Below are 14,797 nucleotides of genomic sequence, written 5' to 3'. Positions count from 1 at the left end.
CGCTGCACCAGCGCTGCGCCGATCTCGGCGGCCACCTGCGGTCCGGCCTGGAAGACACCTTCTACATCGGCGACGGCACCAAGGTCACCTCGAACGGCCAGCTCGTCGAGGCGCTGGCCGCCTGCGCCCGCAAGGCGGGGCGGGAGATTGCGTCTCCAGCGGAAGCGCGCGAGATTTTCGGGGTGAGGCATTGAGCCTGCCACCCGTCATTGCGAGCGAAGCGAAGCAATCCATCGCGCCGCAAAGAAAGCATGGATTGCTTCGTCGCTTCGCTCCTCGCAATGACGGCAGTGCGGGACGAGGGTGCTGAATCATGGCCATCATCGAAAACACCATCGCTAGCGGCGGCGCAGCCTACAAGGCCAATCGCGACGGCATGCTGGCCTTGATCGCGCGCATGCGGGCGCTGGAGGATCGCACCCGCGCGGCGTCCGCCGCCGCCAAGGATCGCTTCCACAAGCGCGGGCAGCTGCTGCCGCGCGAGCGCGTCGCGCTGGTGCTCGACCCCGGCTCGCCGTTCCTGGAACTCTCCACGCTCGCCGGTTACATGTTCGACGTGCCCGATGCGAACAAGAGCGTGCCCGGCGGCGGCGTCATCGCCGGCATCGGCTTCGTCTGCGGCATCCGCTGCATGGTCAGCGCCAACGACGCCGGCATCGATGCCGGCGCGCTGCAGCCCTTCGGCCTCGACAAGACCCTCCGCGTGCAGGAGCTGGCCCTGGAGAACAAGCTGCCTTATGTGCAGCTGGTCGAAAGCGCCGGCGCCAACCTGTTGCGCTACCGCGTCGAGGATTTCATCCGCGGCGGCAACATCTTTCGCAATCTCGCGCGCCTGTCGGCGGCGGGACTTCCGGTCGTGACCGTGACGCATGGTTCGTCGACGGCGGGCGGCGCCTACCAGACCGGCCTGTCCGACTACATCGTGATGGTGCGCGGCCGCACCCGCGCCTTCCTCGCCGGGCCGCCGCTGCTGAAGGCCGCCACCGGCGAGATCGCGACCGAGGAGGAGCTCGGCGGCGCCGAGATGCACACCTCGATCTCGGGCCTCGGAGACTACCTCGCCGAGGACGATCGCGACGCGCTTCGCATCGCCCGCGAGATCATGGACAAGCTGGAATGGGACCGGCCGAAGGCGGCGCAGAACAATTTCCGCCCGCCGCGCTATGACGCCGAAGAGCTGCTCGGCGTCATGCCGATGGACCACAAGCGCCCGGTGGATATGCGCCAGGCGATAGCGCGTTTCATCGACGATTCCGACTTTACCGAGTTCTCCCCGAATTACGGCCCGGCCACCGTCTGCGGCCATGCCCGCATCGAAGGACAGGCGATCGGCATCATCACCAATAACGGCCCGCTCGACGTGCCCGGCGCCAACAAGGCGACGCACTTCATCCAGGCCTGCTGCCAGTCGCGCACGCCGCTGCTCTACATGAACAATACCACCGGCTACATGGTTGGCCGCGAATACGAGGAAGCCGGCATGATCAAGCACGGCTCGAAGATGATCCAGGCCGTGACCTCGGCGACGGTGCCGCAGATCACGATCTATTGCGGCGCCTCGTTCGGCGCCGGAAATTACGGCATGTGCGGCCGCGGCTTCCACCCGCGCTTCTGCTTCTCCTGGCCCAATGCCAAGACCGCTGTGATGGGCGGCGAGCAGGCTGCCGAGACGATGGCGATCGTGACGGAGGCTGCCGCCGCACGTCGCGGCAAGCCGGTGCCGAAGGAACAGCTGGAAGCGATGAAGGCGCAGATCGTCGGTGTGTTCGACGGCCAGATGGATGTGTTCTCGACCTCGGCGCGCGTGCTCGACGACGGTGTGATCGATCCGCGCGACACCCGCGCGATCCTTTCGGAAGTGCTGGCGGTCTGCCGGGAGGGCGATGCCCGCAACCCGCAGCGCATGCAGTTCTCGGTGGCGCGGCCATGAAACGAGGTTTGCAGAGCAGCCGTCCCTGTGCTTCACAGCGGCACGTCCATCCCGTGCCAGCCGGCCGCGAAGCAAACAGGTATCCAATGCCTCTGCATGATCAGACCGCAACCGAGTCCGTCACTTTCTCTGCCGCGACAGTATATTCAGATACCTTGCGAACCGACTGGAAGCGGGCTGAGATCGCCGCGCTGTTCGATCTGCCGTTCCTTGAATTGATGTGGCGTGCGCAAGAAGTGCACCGTCGCTGGCACGCAGCCGGCGAGGTTCAGCTCTGCACCCTGCTGTCGGTCAAGACCGGCGGTTGCCCGGAAGATTGCGGCTACTGCTCGCAATCGGTCCATCACAAGTCGGGCCTTAATGCCGGCAAGCTGATGGACGTGGCAAATGTGCTCAGCGCCGCAGCGGAAGCGAAAGCGGCGGGCGCCCAGCGCTTCTGCATGGGCGCGGCCTGGCGCGAGCCCAAGGATCGCGACATGGACAAGGTGGTCGAGATGGTCAGGGGTGTCCGCGCGCTCGGGCTCGAGACGTGCATGACCTTGGGCATGCTGACCGACGAGCAGGCGCGGCGGCTGAAGGAAGCCGGGCTCGACTACTACAATCACAATATCGACACCAGCCCCGAGAATTACGGCAACGTCATCACGACGCGTACTTTCCAGGACCGGTTGGACACGCTGGAGCGGGTGCGCACGTTGGGAATTTCCGTTTGCTGCGGCGGCATTATCGGCATGGGCGAGAACCGCGCCGATCGCGTCGGCTTCATCCACGCTCTGGCGACAATGCCGCGCCACCCTGAGAGCGTGCCGGTCAATGCGCTGGTGCCGATCAAGGGAACGGTGCTGGGCGATCGCCTGCAAGACGCGGGCGAGGCGCGGATCGACGACATCGAGTTTGTGCGGACGGTGGCTGTGGCGCGCATCACCATGCCGCGCTCGATGGTTCGCCTGTCGGCGGGCCGCGAGAGCATGTCGGCATCCACGCAGGCGCTGTGCTTCATGGCGGGCGCCAATTCGATCTTCACGGGCGATCGCCTGCTGACGGCCGGCAATGCCGGCGCGGCCGCGGATGCCCGTCTATTTGCGCAGCTTGGCCTCGTTCCGCTCTCGGGCGAGGAGCCGGCACGCGCGGCCGAAGCAGGGTAGGTCTGGATGTCGGCAAGCCGAACGCCGTTCTCAAAGATTTTGATCGCTAATCGCGGCGAGATCGCGCTGCGCATCATGCGCACCGCAAAGCGTCTCGGCTATGGCACGGTCGCAGTCTACTCGGATGCCGACCGCGACGCGCTGCATGTGCGCGAGGCGGATTCTGCCGTGCGAATCGGCGAAGCGCTGCCGTCGCAATCCTATCTCCGCATAGATGCAGTCATAGCCGCCGCCAAGGCCGGCGGCGCCGGTGCCGTGCATCCCGGCTACGGCTTCCTCGCGGAGAGCGAGGAGCTTGCATCGGCCTGCCGCGACGCCGGGCTGGTCTTCATCGGCCCGTCGCCGGAATCGATCAGGGCGATGGGCAACAAGGCCGGCGCCAAGGAGATCATGCAGAAGGCCGGCGTGCCTACCGTACCCGGCTATCAGGGCGCCGACCAAAGCGACGCCGTCATGCTGGCGGAAGCGAAGAAGATCGGCTTTCCCGTGATGATCAAGGCGGTGGCTGGCGGCGGCGGCCGCGGCATGCGACTGGTCGCGGATGCCGCGTCCTTTCCGGATGCGCTGCGCAGCGCGCGCTCGGAGGCGCAAGGAGCCTTCGGCGATCCCACCGCGATCCTCGAGCGCGCCATCGCCGATCCCCGCCATATCGAGATCCAGGTGTTCGGCGACCGCCACGGCAACGCCATCCATCTCGGCGAGCGCGATTGCTCGGTGCAGCGGCGGCACCAGAAGCTGATCGAGGAAGCGCCGTCGCCGGCGGTCTCGCCGCAGCTGCGCGCGCGGATGGGCGAGGTCGCCGTCGCCGCCGTCAAGGCGCTTCGCTATGAGGGCGCCGGCACGCTGGAATTCCTGCTCGATGCCGGCGGCGCGTTCTATTTCATGGAAATGAACACGCGCCTGCAGGTCGAGCATCCCGTCACCGAGGCGATCACCGGCCTCGACCTGGTCGAGCTGCAGCTTCGTGTCGCCGGCGGCGAGCCGCTCGGCTTGAAGCAGGAGGAGATCCGCTTCGACGGCCACGCCATCGAGGTGCGGCTCTGCTCCGAGGACGCAGCCCATGATTTCATGCCGCAGTCGGGCAGGATGCTGCGGTGGCGGATGCCGGAAGGAAGCCGCGTCGAGCACGCGCTGCAATCCGGCGCGGAGATCCCGCCATTCTACGATTCGATGATCGCCAAGGTCGTCAGCCACGGCGTGACGCGCGACGAGGCGCGGGGCAGGCTGATCTGCGCGATGGAGCAGGTCGAGGCCTTCGGCGTCACGACCAATCAGGGCTTCCTGCTCTCCTGCCTGCGCCATCCGGTCTTTGCGAAGGGCGAGGCGACCACCGCCTTCATCGGCAATCATCGCGGCGAGCTGTTGGGGTCGCATGCCGACGAGGGATGCCAAGCAGCGTTCGCGGCGCTGCTGCTTTACGTCAGCAGTCGGCACGCGCCGCCCTGGCGCGCCGGTCGCTCGCTCGCCGCCACATTCCCGCTCGCCACGCGCTTCGAGATGGGCGGCAAGGTATGCGAGATCGAGATCGTCCGCGAGCGCGACGGCGGATACGTTGCGAGAAACAATGGCGAGGAGCATCGCTTCGAGATCGAGGAGCTTGACGACGCTGCCGTCCGCTTCCGATATGACGGCGTGCTGCAATCGGCGAAATTCCTGCGCCACGACAACCGGCTGTACTTCCTGCATCGCGGCGTCACATTGGCGATTGACGACCTCACGCTGGCGGTCCCGGAATCCTCAGTCGCCGGCGGCGACGGCAAGGTCCGTGCGGCCATGAACGGCCGTGTGGTCGCCGTACTGGTCAAGCCCGGCGACAAGGTCGCCGCCGGGCAGCCCGTGATGACGCTCGAAGCGATGAAGATGGAGCATGTGCACACGGCAGGTGTGGCGGGCACGGTATCGTCGATCGATGTCGCCGAGGGCGAACAGGTGACGACGGGGAAGATCGTCGTGGAGATCGAGGCAGACAAGCAGGCGGCCTAACCGCCGTCATTGCGAGCGGAGCGAAGCAATCCACGTTTCAGCTCGCGGCGCGATGGATTGCTTCGTCGCTTCGCTCCTCGCAATGACGGAGGAGAAGCCTACCCCGGCCGTCCCGTGCCGTCATTCAGCCAGCACGCCACCCGATGCCCGTTGCCGGCCTCGACCAGCGCCGGGCGCTCCATCTTGCAGCGGTCCATCACATAGCGGCAGCGGGTGTGGAAGGCGCAGCCGGAGGGCGGGTTGATCGGGCTCGGCACGTCGCCGTCCACCAGCGGCTTAAGCCGCCTCATCTTCGGGTTTGCCACCGGCACCGACGCCAGCAGCGCCTGCGTGTAGGGATGGCGCGGGTTGGCGAACAGCTCGGCCTTGTCGGCGATCTCGACGATGCGGCCGAGATACATCACGGCGACGCGGTGGCTGATATGGGCGACCACGGCGAGATCGTGCGCGATGAAGAGATAGGAAAAGCCGTGGTCGCGCTGCAGGTCGATCAGGAGGTTGATCACCTGCGCCTGGATCGAGACGTCGAGCGCCGAGACAGGCTCGTCGCAGACGATCAGATCGGGACCGAGCGCGAGCGCGCGGGCAATGCAGATGCGCTGGCGCTGGCCGCCGGAGAACTGATGCGGATAATTCTTCATCTGGTCCGGCCGCAGGCCGACCTGCCGGAACAATTCGGCGACGCGCGCCTGCTTCGCCTCGCCGCTGGCGAGGCCATGCACGCTGAGCGGCTCGCCGACGATGTCGCCCGCGGTCATGCGCGGGTTGAGCGAGGCGAACGGGTCCTGGAACACGATCTGCATCGAGCGCCGCACCGGGCGCAGCTCGCCCTTGCCGAGCGGGACGATGTCGGTGCCGTTGAGCTTGATGCTGCCCGAGGTCGGCTCGACCAGCCGCAGCACGGTGCGCGCCACCGTCGATTTGCCGCAGCCGGATTCGCCGACCAGGCCGAGCGTCTCGCCGACGCCGAGCGAGAACGAGACTCCATCCACCGCATGCACGGTGCCGACCTGCCGGCGCAGCACGCCGCCGCGCACCGCGTAGTGCTTGACGAGGTCCGTCACCTCGAGCAGGGGGCGCGTCTCGCTCATGATGCCTTCGCCAGTTCAGCCGCGCGCCAGCAGGCAGCGCGATGGTGGCCGCCAAAATCCTGCAGCGGCGGATATTCTTCGCGGCAGCGTTCGATCGCAAGCGGGCAGCGCGGCGCGAAGGCGCAGCCCGGCGGCAGGTTGGTCAATGACGGCACCATGCCGGGAATCTCGGTCAGGCGGACATCGGTCCTGGCGCCGAGCGAGATCACGGCCGGCATCGAGGCCATCAGGCCGCGGGTGTAGGGATGGCGGGGATCGGCGAAGAGGTCGTCGACCGAGGCTTCCTCGACCTTCCTGCCCGCATACATCACGATGACGCGCTGCGCGGTCTGCGCGACGACGCCGAGGTCATGCGTGATCAGGATCAGCCCGGTGCCCAGCTCTTTCTGAAGATCGACGATCAGCGCCAGGATCTGCGCCTGGATGGTGACGTCGAGCGCGGTGGTCGGCTCGTCGGCGATCAGCAGCGCCGGGCGGCAGGCCAGCGCCATCGCGATCATCGCGCGCTGGCGCATGCCGCCGGAAAGCTGGTGCGGGTATTCCCGCGCGCGCCGCTCCGCCTCGGGAATACGCACCAGCTTCAGCATCTCGACCGCGCGGACCCAGGCCTGCTTCGCCGTCATGTTCTGGTGCAGCCGGAGCGCTTCGGTGATCTGGTCGCCGATCCGCATCACCGGGTTGAGCGAGGTCATCGGTTCCTGGAAGATCATCGACATCCGGTTGCCCCGGATGCCGCGCATTTCCTCCTCGTCGAGGGCGAGCAGTTCCTTGCCTTCCAGGGTCACGGTACCGCCGACGATCTTGCCGGGCGGGTCCGGCACGAGGCGCATGATCGAGAGCGCGGAGACGCTCTTGCCGCAGCCGGATTCGCCGACGATTGCCAGCGTCTCGCCGCGGCGGACGTTGAAGGAGACGTCGTCGACCGCCTTGAACAGGCCTGAATTGGTGAAGAACACCGTTTTCAGGTTCTTCACGTCCAGGATGAAATCGTCCGTCCTCGCCCCGCTCATCAGCCGCGCTGCCTCGGGTCGAGGATGTCGCGCAAGGCATCGCCGAACAGATTGGTGCCGAACACCGCAAGGCTGATGGCGACGCCCGGGAAGATCACGAGCCACGGCGCGGTGCGGACATACTCGGCCGCCGATTCCGACAGCATGCGGCCCCAGGAGGGATAGGGCTCGGGGATACCCAGGCCGAGGAAGGAGAGGGAGGCTTCGGTCAGGATGGTGGAGCCGAGCTGCGCGGTCGCGAGCACGATCAGCGGCGCCAGCGTGTTCGGCAGCACGTGGCGGATCGCAATCCGCGTCTCGCTCATGCCGATCGACTTGGCGGCCTCCACGAACGGCTGCTCGCGCAGCGCCAGCGTGTTGGCGCGGATCACGCGCGACACCGTCGGGATCAGCGGAATGGCGATGGCGATGATCACGTTGTGCAGCGACGGGCCGAGCGCGGCGGTCATCACCAGCGCCAGCACCAGGAGCGGCAGCGACTGCAGGATGTCGGTGATGCGCTGGAACACGAGGTCGACCCAGCCGGAGAGATAGCCGGAGATCAGGCCGACGATCACCCCCAGCGTGGCGCCGAGCGCGGTCGATCCGATGCCGACCGCGAGCGAAATGCGTGCGCCGTGGATGATGCGGGCCCAGACGTCGCGGCCGAAGGAGTCGGTGCCGAGCCAGTGCGCCGCGCTCGGCGGCGCCAGCCGATGCGCCGAATCCACCGTCAGCGGGTCGTAGCGCGAGATGAAGTCGGCCGACAGTGCCGTCCAGACGAACAGCAGCATGATGATCAGGCCGACGGTGCCGAGCACGTAGCGCCGCGCCAGGAAAGCAAGCCGCCGCCAGCCGTGGGTGGCGTGGGCGCCGGCGCGTCGGAGCTCGCTATCGTAGTTGATGACGGCCAAGTTAGTCTCCAAACCGTATACGCGGATCGATCGCCGCATAGAGCATGTCGACGACGAAATTGGTGAACACCACGACGACGGCGATGAACATCACGAGGTTCTGCACGATCGGATAGTCGCGCCAGCGCAGCGCCTCCACCAGGAAGCGGGCGATGCCGGGGATGTTGAACACCGTTTCCGTCACGATCAGGCCGCCGATCAGGAACGCCGCCTCGATGCCGATCACGGTGATGACGGGAAGCACCGCGTTCTTCAGTGCGTGGTGATAGTTCACCGAAGCCTCGGAGGCGCCCTTGGCCCGCGCCGTGCGGATATAGTCCTGCCGCAGGATCTCCAGCATCGAGGAGCGGGTGATGCGCATGGTCAGCGCGGCGCTGCGGAAGCCGACCGCCATCGCCGGCACGGCATAGATCGCGAACGCCTCGGTCCAGGTCTTCGGATTCGGGTTGAAGATCGGCATCATGCCGAACATCGAGACCGACGCCATCAGGATCAGGAGGCCGAGCCAGAACGACGGCAGGGAGAGGCCGCTGAGGCTGATGACGCGCAGCGTGTAGTCGAGCCTCGTGCCCTGATGCACGGCGCTGATGACGCCGAGCGGAATGCCGATCGAAGCCGAGAACAACAGCGCGAGCCCGGCGAGCTTCGCGGTGATCGGGATACGCGGCAGGATCTCCTGCAGCGCCGGCTTCTCCGAGACGTAGGAATAGCCGAGATCGCCGCGAAACAGCCCGCCGATCCAGTTGAAGTACTGCACCACGATCGGCTGGCTGAGGCCGAGCTCCTTTTCCAGGTTGGCCTTCTCGGCGGGATCGACGAAGCCCGCCGCGTCGAACAGGATGTCGACGATGTTGCCGGGCACCACGCGCAGCAGCACGAAGACGATGACCGAGATCCCGAACAGGGTCACGAGCATCAAAGCAAGGCGCCGCACGAGATAAGCAAACACCCGGCTTCTCCCTCTGGATCGCCGCTACGCTACGAGCAACGCGCCTTACTTGTCCATCCAGACGTCTTCGTAGCGATAGCCGTTGTAGGAGCTGTTCTTCATGATGGTGATGTTCTTGACATAGGGCTGCCAGCAGCTCCCTGCGCGGCTGTGGAAGATGATCGGGCGGGCGACGTCCTCTTGCAGCCTCTTGTCGATCTCCCATACGATCTTCTTGCGCTTGGCGACGTCGAACTCCATCGATTGCTGGTCGAACAGCTTCTCGATTTCCCGGTTGCAGTAGCCGGTATAGTTGCGTTCCGAGCCGCAGGAATAGTTCTCGTAGAAGGACTGGTCGGGATCGTCGACGGCGTTGCCGGTCAGATTGAGGCCGAGCGAATAGTCCTTGCGCGCGACCTTCGGGAACCATTGCGCGGTGTCGACGACGTCGAGCTCGGCATCGACGTAGATGCTCTTGATCTGGTCGATCAGGATGATAGACGGATCGCGGTAGATCGGGATGTTGCGCGTGGCGATCTTGATCGAAAGCCGCTTGTCCGGACTGTAGCCCGCCTTCTGCATCAGCTTGCGGGCTTCCTCGCGGTTCTTCTCGATGTCGGGCCCGTAGCCCGGGATCTGCTCCAGCATCTCCTTGGGCATCGCCCACAGGCCGGCAGGCGCGGGCAGCATGGTGCCGCCGACGTCGGCCTGGCCCTCGAACTGGATCTGGATGAACGCCTTGCGGTCGAGCGCCAGCGCCAGCGCGCGGCGGACGTCGAGATTGTCGAACGGCGGGTTGGACGAGTTGACGATGATGTTGGTGGTGACGTTGACCGGCTCGACCGCGCAGACGGCGTTCGGCGCCTGCGACTTGACGTCCTTCAAGAGCGGAATCGACACTTCCGTCGGGAAGGTCATGTCGAACTTGCCGGAGATGAAGCCGAGGATCGCGGTCGAGCGGTTCGTGATGATGGTGTATTCGATGCCGTCGAGATAGGGCAGGCCCTTCTTCCAATAGTCGGGGTTCTTGGCGATCTTGATCGACTCGTTGGCCTTGAATTCCACGAACTTGAACGGCCCGGTGCCGACCGGCTTGGTGCGCATGTCGGCCGGCGAGACGTGGCAGGGATAGACCGGCGTGTAGCCGGAGGCGAGCAGCGACAACAGCGCCGGCTGCGGACGTTTCAGGTTGAACGAGGCCTCATAGTCGCCGTTCACCGTGACCTCGTTGACCTGGTCGTACCAGGACTTGCGCGGATTCTGCCGGAATTTCTGCTGCGACTTGCCCATCAGCATGTCGAACGTGCATTTGACGTCGGCCGAGGTGAACGGCTTGCCGTCGTGCCATTTGACGTCCCTGCGCAGCTTGAAGGTCAGGGCTTTCTTGTCGGCGCTCCAGGCCCAGCTTTCCGCGAGCTCGGGCCTGATGGTGTCCTGGCTGTTCTGCGCGATGTGCTGGTCGTAAATCACGAGGTTGTTGAAGACCGGCATGAAGGGGATGTTGATCGAAAAGGTCGCGCCTTCGTGGATCGAGGCGCTGCCGGGGCTGTCGCGATGATAGACGCGCAGGATGCCGCCCGATTTCGGTTCGGCGAATGTCGGGTCCGGCAGCGCCAGCATCACCAATGCCGCAACGCCCAGCGCGTGCACCTTCCGCATGAGTCCCTCCCTGGTAATTCGGTCTGTTCGAGTTGCCGATTTGGCGTGGACGATAGCATGAAGGCGGGGGCGGGCAACCGGCCAACCCGCTGTCTTTTTGCTACTTCCGCCTAAAGCGGGCGACATTCCGTCGCCGGGATGCTTGCCGGGAGCCGGCGTTTCACAATGTCGCAAAGCTGCAGCCGGTTTGCGCAAGCTGCAGCACGGGCACCAGTTTGCCGCGATGCAAAATGGTGCATCGGACTGTAACGAAACCGGAGGAAAGAGGGGCGTTCGCTAAGGTTGTGATAGCATGTCGTACCGCGCAACGGCCGTAGGCGAGTTTGGCACAAAACCAGCATGCCGGCTGTCCGTTGTCGATCTCGACGGGAGCGCCCGATGCGCAGGAACGGTCTATGCAAGAAAGTGCCGGCGGTCTTCCTTGCTCTCGCGCTGGCGCTTGGCACGCCTTCGGCGCAAGCCGAGGAAAAGCTCGCCGGCTACAATGCCGCCATCGGTGAAAGCTCCATCTCCGGAGTCTCGGCCGGCGCGTTCATGGCGGTGCAGTTTGCGACGGCATGGTCCTCGGTGATCATGGGTGTCGGCGTCGTGGCCGGAGGGCCTTACTGGTGCGCGAAGGCGGACAGCTTCTTCGGTTTCTGGTCTTCGCTCTCGAACGCGCTTGGCCGATGCATGAAGGGTCCGTTGCCGAATCTCGAGGCGTTGTTCGTCAAGGCCGAGGCCAATTCCGCGTCCGGCGCGATCGATCCCCTGCAATTGGTGAGCCGGCAGAAGATTTACATCTTCCACGGCTACAACGATTCCATCGTGGCGCGCGGCTCGACCGATGCTGCCGCCGCTTTCTATCGCCGGTATCTGCGCGATGCCGATCGCGGCAATCTCTACTACCAGACCGCGGTCGGCGCGGGCCATTCACTGGTGGTCGGGCAGGATGCGCCTGGCCCTGGCCTCAACAAATGCAACGAGAGCACGGCTCCGTTCATCGATACCTGCGGATATGACCAGGCGGGCATCATCCTCCAGCACATCTATGGCCCCCTGAAGCAGCCCGGCCCGGGGCCGCTCTCCGGCACGATGAAGCCGTTCGACCAGTCGATCTATACGAGGCCCAATGGCCCCACCTGGCTGAGCCTTGCCCGCACCGGTTACGTGTTCGTTCCCAGGGCTTGCGAGAATGGCGAGGCCTGTCGCGTCCATATTGCCCTGCACGGCTGCGAGCAGGATATCGGCAATGTCGATCGCGCCTTCGTCGATCGCGCCGGATACAATGCCTGGGCCGACGCCAATCGACTGATCGTACTCTATCCGCAGATCGTCGCGAGCTGGTATCCGTACAATCCGCATGCGTGCTGGGATTGGTGGGGCTATATCAGCTTCGACGATAATTACGTCACCAAGGCCGGGCTGCAGATCAAGGCCCTCAAGGCGATGCTTGATGCGCTGACGTCGCGCGCCATGGCGGCCGCGGCGGCAACGCCGCCGTCTGCACCGATCGCGCTTACGATCGTCGACACGTCGGACAATTCCGCCGATCTCGTCTGGACGCCGCAGGCGGGCGCGACGGGCTACCGGGTCTGGCGTGCCGTTGCCGACGGCCAGTTCGCAGCGATTGCGGAGGTGCCGAGACCCGGCTTTGCGGATTCCGGCCTCACGCCGCGATCGGCCTATCGATGGCGCATTGCGGCGCTGACGAACGGCGTTGAAGGTCCACCTTCGAACGAGGCCAATGCGCTCACCCGGGCAGCCCCGGCGTGTGCGAACCCCGGTTCATGCCCATGGGGCAACTGATCCCGCTCGCCCTTACACGATCAGCCCATCGCGATCAGGCTCTTCCGTTCGCGCCGGTGGGCGCGTTCGACGCGCCAGGTCGCATAGGCGAAAACAACCCAGCTGGAATGGAAAATCACCCCGGCAAGCACCACCAGCGTGCCCGGGACCGGTCCGATCGCGGCCCGCTCCCAGACTTCGGCGAGCGTCGTCATGGGGCCGGGATGGATCGCGAGCTTGCCGTAATAGGCGATCGCCTGGATCGCGAAGATCCAGCCATAGGTGCGGCGCAGCCTGCGCCCGATCGCGCGCGCAAAGCTGATGTGATAGTTCGGATGGCGATAGTCGTTGGCGAGCAACTCGGTCCAGGCCGTGCTCGGTGCGAGGTCTTCGCCGCACAGCATCGGCGCGTAGAAATCGGTTTCGAGCAGCCGCGCGCGGGCCCGCCAGACGTTGAAGTAGCGGTAACGGCGGGCTTCGAACACCAGGAACACGGTGACGAGCAGCCCCACCAGCACCATCGGCAAAGGCGAGGCCTCGGCGCTGGCATAGGTCGCGGACAGCGCAATGCCGGTCGTGACCACCGCCCAGTTGGTCGAAGAGTCGAGGCGGGTGCGCCACACGGTGCTGCGATAGACCTCGCCGCGGTAGAGATGCGCGAGGGCGCCGATCTCGGCGGCGGTGAATTCGAGCCTCCTGGCCTGTAGCGGCGTCGGCTCCAGCGGCTGGGCTGATGGCATGGCGTGCCTCCCGGCGATCGTGGCTGACGACCATCGATTATAGCCGCGTAAGCATCGTCCGGCGAGTCCGCTCGCCCTGCGTCTTGCCGTTTCAGACGATCCGCGACGCCTTGTTGCCCCAGTACCGGTCGCGCAGCAGTCTCTTGTAGAGCTTGCCGGTTGGCAGCCGCGGCAGCTCGGCCTCGAAGTCGATCGAGCGCGGCACCTTCTGGCGCGACAGCGACCCGCTGCAGAACGCGATCAGCTCCTGCGCCAGCGCTTCGCTGGGCTCCACCCCCGGCATCGGTTGCACCACCGCCTTCACCTCCTCGCCGAGATCGGCGTTGGGCACGCCGAACACGGCGGCATCGGCGATCTTGGGGTGTGTGATCAGCAAATTCTCGCATTCCTGCGGATAGATGTTCACCCCGCCCGAGATGATCATGAACGTCGCGCGGTCAGTGAGGTAGAGGAAATTTTCCTCGTCGACATAGCCGACGTCGCCGACCGTGCTCATGCTGCCGTCCGCCGAGCGCGCCTCCCCGGTCTTGGCCGGATCGTTGAAATATTCGAACGGCGTTGCGGTCCTGAACCACACCGTGCCGGGCGTGCCCGTCGGGCAAGGTTGCATATTCTCGTCGAGGATGTGCAGGTCGCCGAGCAGCACGCGGCCGACCGTGCCGCGATGCGCCAGCCATTCCTCGCTGTTGCAGGCCGTGAAGCCGAGGCCCTCGGTGGCGCCGTAATATTCGTGGATGATCGGTCCCCACCATTCGATCATGTCGTCCTTCACCGCGGCCGGGCAGGGAGCGGCGGCATGGATCGCGACCTCCAGCGAGGAGAGATCGTAGTGCTTGCGTAGCTCCTCGGGCAGCTTCAGCATGCGCGAGAACATGGTCGGCACCAGCTGGGTATGGGTGATGCCCCATTGCTCCACGAGCTGCAGGTAGCGCTCTGGATCGAAGCTCTCCATGATGATGGCCGTGCCGCCCATCTTGATGGTGAGATTGACCGCCGCCTGCGGCGCCGAATGATAGAGCGGCGCCGGCGACAGATAGATCATGCCCTCGCGGTACTGCCAGATCTTCACCAGGAAATCGAACAGCGGCAATTGCTGTGACGGCGGCTGCTCCGGCAGCGGCCGCAAAATGCCTTTCGGCCGGCCGGTGGTACCGGACGAATAGAGCATCGCCGTGCCGAGATACTCGTCGGCGATCGGCGTCTTCGGCAATCCGCTCGTCGCCTGTTGCAGGCCGACGATGCGCTCGCTTTCGCCCTCGCCGTCGGCGACGATGCAGAGCTGCACCCTGGGGCACTCCTTGATCGCCTCGCGCGCGACGTCGAGCTTTGCTTTCGATGTCACGAGTATCCGCGATTCGCTGTTGGTGAGGAGGTAGGCCAGCTCGCCCGGTGTCAGATAGGAGTTCACGCAGGTGTAATAGAGGCCGGACCGCTCACCGGCGGAGCAGGCTTCGAGGTAACGGCTGTTGTTCTCCATGAAGATCGAATAGTGGTCGAGCCGCTTCAGGCCATGCTTGCGAAACAGGTGCGCCAGCCGGTTGGAGCGCGCCTCGAGTTCGCGATAGGTCACGGCCTCGCCGGTCGAGGCCATGATGAAGGCCGGTTGCAGCGGACGAAGGTGAGCTTGCTTGCCGGTGTACATTTTCTCTCC

12 protein-coding genes are annotated in these 14,797 nt (G+C 65.4%); 5 read left to right on the top strand and 7 right to left on the bottom strand.

Annotation, left to right across the window (positions count from 1 at the left end):
- The 4 genes from ACT4OC_RS00790 to ACT4OC_RS00775 form a co-directional block, all read left to right on the top strand.
- The coding region (locus ACT4OC_RS00790; protein WP_444837194.1) for a 3-keto-5-aminohexanoate cleavage protein at positions 1 to 194 on the top strand (194 nt) is incomplete at its 5' end.
- A gap of 119 nt (positions 195 to 313) precedes the next feature.
- Positions 314 to 1,930, top strand: a complete 1,617-nt coding sequence (locus ACT4OC_RS00785) for an acyl-CoA carboxylase subunit beta (RefSeq protein ID WP_444837193.1) — start codon at positions 314 to 316, stop codon at positions 1,928 to 1,930.
- An 86-nt stretch (positions 1,931 to 2,016) separates the two neighbouring features.
- Positions 2,017 to 3,075 carry a biotin synthase BioB gene (gene bioB, locus ACT4OC_RS00780; RefSeq protein ID WP_444837192.1) on the top strand — a complete coding sequence of 353 codons (1,059 nt, stop codon included), beginning with the start codon at positions 2,017 to 2,019 and terminating at the stop codon, positions 3,073 to 3,075.
- Between the two features lie 6 nt (positions 3,076 to 3,081).
- Entirely contained in the window at positions 3,082 to 5,058 is a 1,977-nt protein-coding gene (locus tag ACT4OC_RS00775; RefSeq protein ID WP_444837191.1) for an acetyl/propionyl/methylcrotonyl-CoA carboxylase subunit alpha, read from the top strand.
- A 98-nt stretch (positions 5,059 to 5,156) separates the two neighbouring features.
- Here ACT4OC_RS00775 and ACT4OC_RS00770 read toward each other — a convergent pair whose 3' ends face one another.
- From ACT4OC_RS00770 to ACT4OC_RS00750, 5 genes are read right to left on the bottom strand one after another with little or no spacing between them, the layout of a single operon-like run.
- The gene (locus ACT4OC_RS00770) at positions 5,157 to 6,149 is read right to left on the bottom strand and encodes an ABC transporter ATP-binding protein (RefSeq protein WP_444837190.1); all 993 of its coding nucleotides are present in this window, start codon (positions 6,147 to 6,149) and stop codon (positions 5,157 to 5,159) included.
- Positions 6,146 to 7,159 carry an ABC transporter ATP-binding protein gene (locus tag ACT4OC_RS00765; RefSeq protein WP_444837189.1) on the bottom strand — a complete coding sequence of 338 codons (1,014 nt, stop codon included), beginning with the start codon at positions 7,157 to 7,159 and terminating at the stop codon, positions 6,146 to 6,148. Before ACT4OC_RS00765 ends, ACT4OC_RS00770 begins: the two co-directional genes overlap by 4 nt.
- Entirely contained in the window at positions 7,159 to 8,091 is a 933-nt protein-coding gene (locus tag ACT4OC_RS00760; RefSeq protein WP_444837188.1) for an ABC transporter permease, read from the bottom strand. Before ACT4OC_RS00760 ends, ACT4OC_RS00765 begins: the two co-directional genes overlap by 1 nt.
- A complete protein-coding gene (locus ACT4OC_RS00755; protein WP_444837187.1) occupies positions 8,054 to 9,001 on the bottom strand; it encodes an ABC transporter permease in 948 nt (315 codons plus the stop codon). The genes ACT4OC_RS00760 and ACT4OC_RS00755 overlap by 38 nt, the downstream gene beginning before the upstream one ends.
- A 45-nt stretch (positions 9,002 to 9,046) precedes the next feature.
- Entirely contained in the window at positions 9,047 to 10,639 is a 1,593-nt protein-coding gene (locus ACT4OC_RS00750; protein WP_444837186.1) for an ABC transporter substrate-binding protein, read from the bottom strand.
- Positions 10,640 to 11,017: 378 nt separating this feature from the next.
- Here ACT4OC_RS00750 and ACT4OC_RS00745 point away from each other — a divergent pair, with 378 nt between their 5' ends.
- Positions 11,018 to 12,427 carry an extracellular catalytic domain type 2 short-chain-length polyhydroxyalkanoate depolymerase gene (locus tag ACT4OC_RS00745; RefSeq protein WP_444837185.1) on the top strand — a complete coding sequence of 470 codons (1,410 nt, stop codon included), beginning with the start codon at positions 11,018 to 11,020 and terminating at the stop codon, positions 12,425 to 12,427.
- A gap of 20 nt (positions 12,428 to 12,447) precedes the next feature.
- Here the strand turns inward: ACT4OC_RS00745 and ACT4OC_RS00740 are convergent, their stop codons facing one another.
- Both ACT4OC_RS00740 and ACT4OC_RS00735 read right to left on the bottom strand, forming a co-directional pair.
- Positions 12,448 to 13,146: a DUF2270 domain-containing protein gene (locus tag ACT4OC_RS00740; RefSeq protein ID WP_444837184.1), complete on the bottom strand. Its 699-nt coding sequence runs from the start codon at positions 13,144 to 13,146 to the stop codon at positions 12,448 to 12,450.
- A 91-nt stretch (positions 13,147 to 13,237) separates the two neighbouring features.
- On the bottom strand, positions 13,238 to 14,788 hold the full coding sequence (locus ACT4OC_RS00735) for an AMP-binding protein (RefSeq protein ID WP_444837183.1): 1,551 nt from the start codon (positions 14,786 to 14,788) through the stop codon (positions 13,238 to 13,240).
- Positions 14,789 to 14,797 lie beyond the last annotated feature (9 nt).

Source organism: Bradyrhizobium sp. (assembly GCF_052389815.1).
Classification (GTDB): Bacteria; Pseudomonadota; Alphaproteobacteria; order Rhizobiales; family Xanthobacteraceae; genus Bradyrhizobium.
Note: the sequence above shows the minus strand (reverse complement) of the source record. Positions and strands in the feature narration are given on the sequence as shown.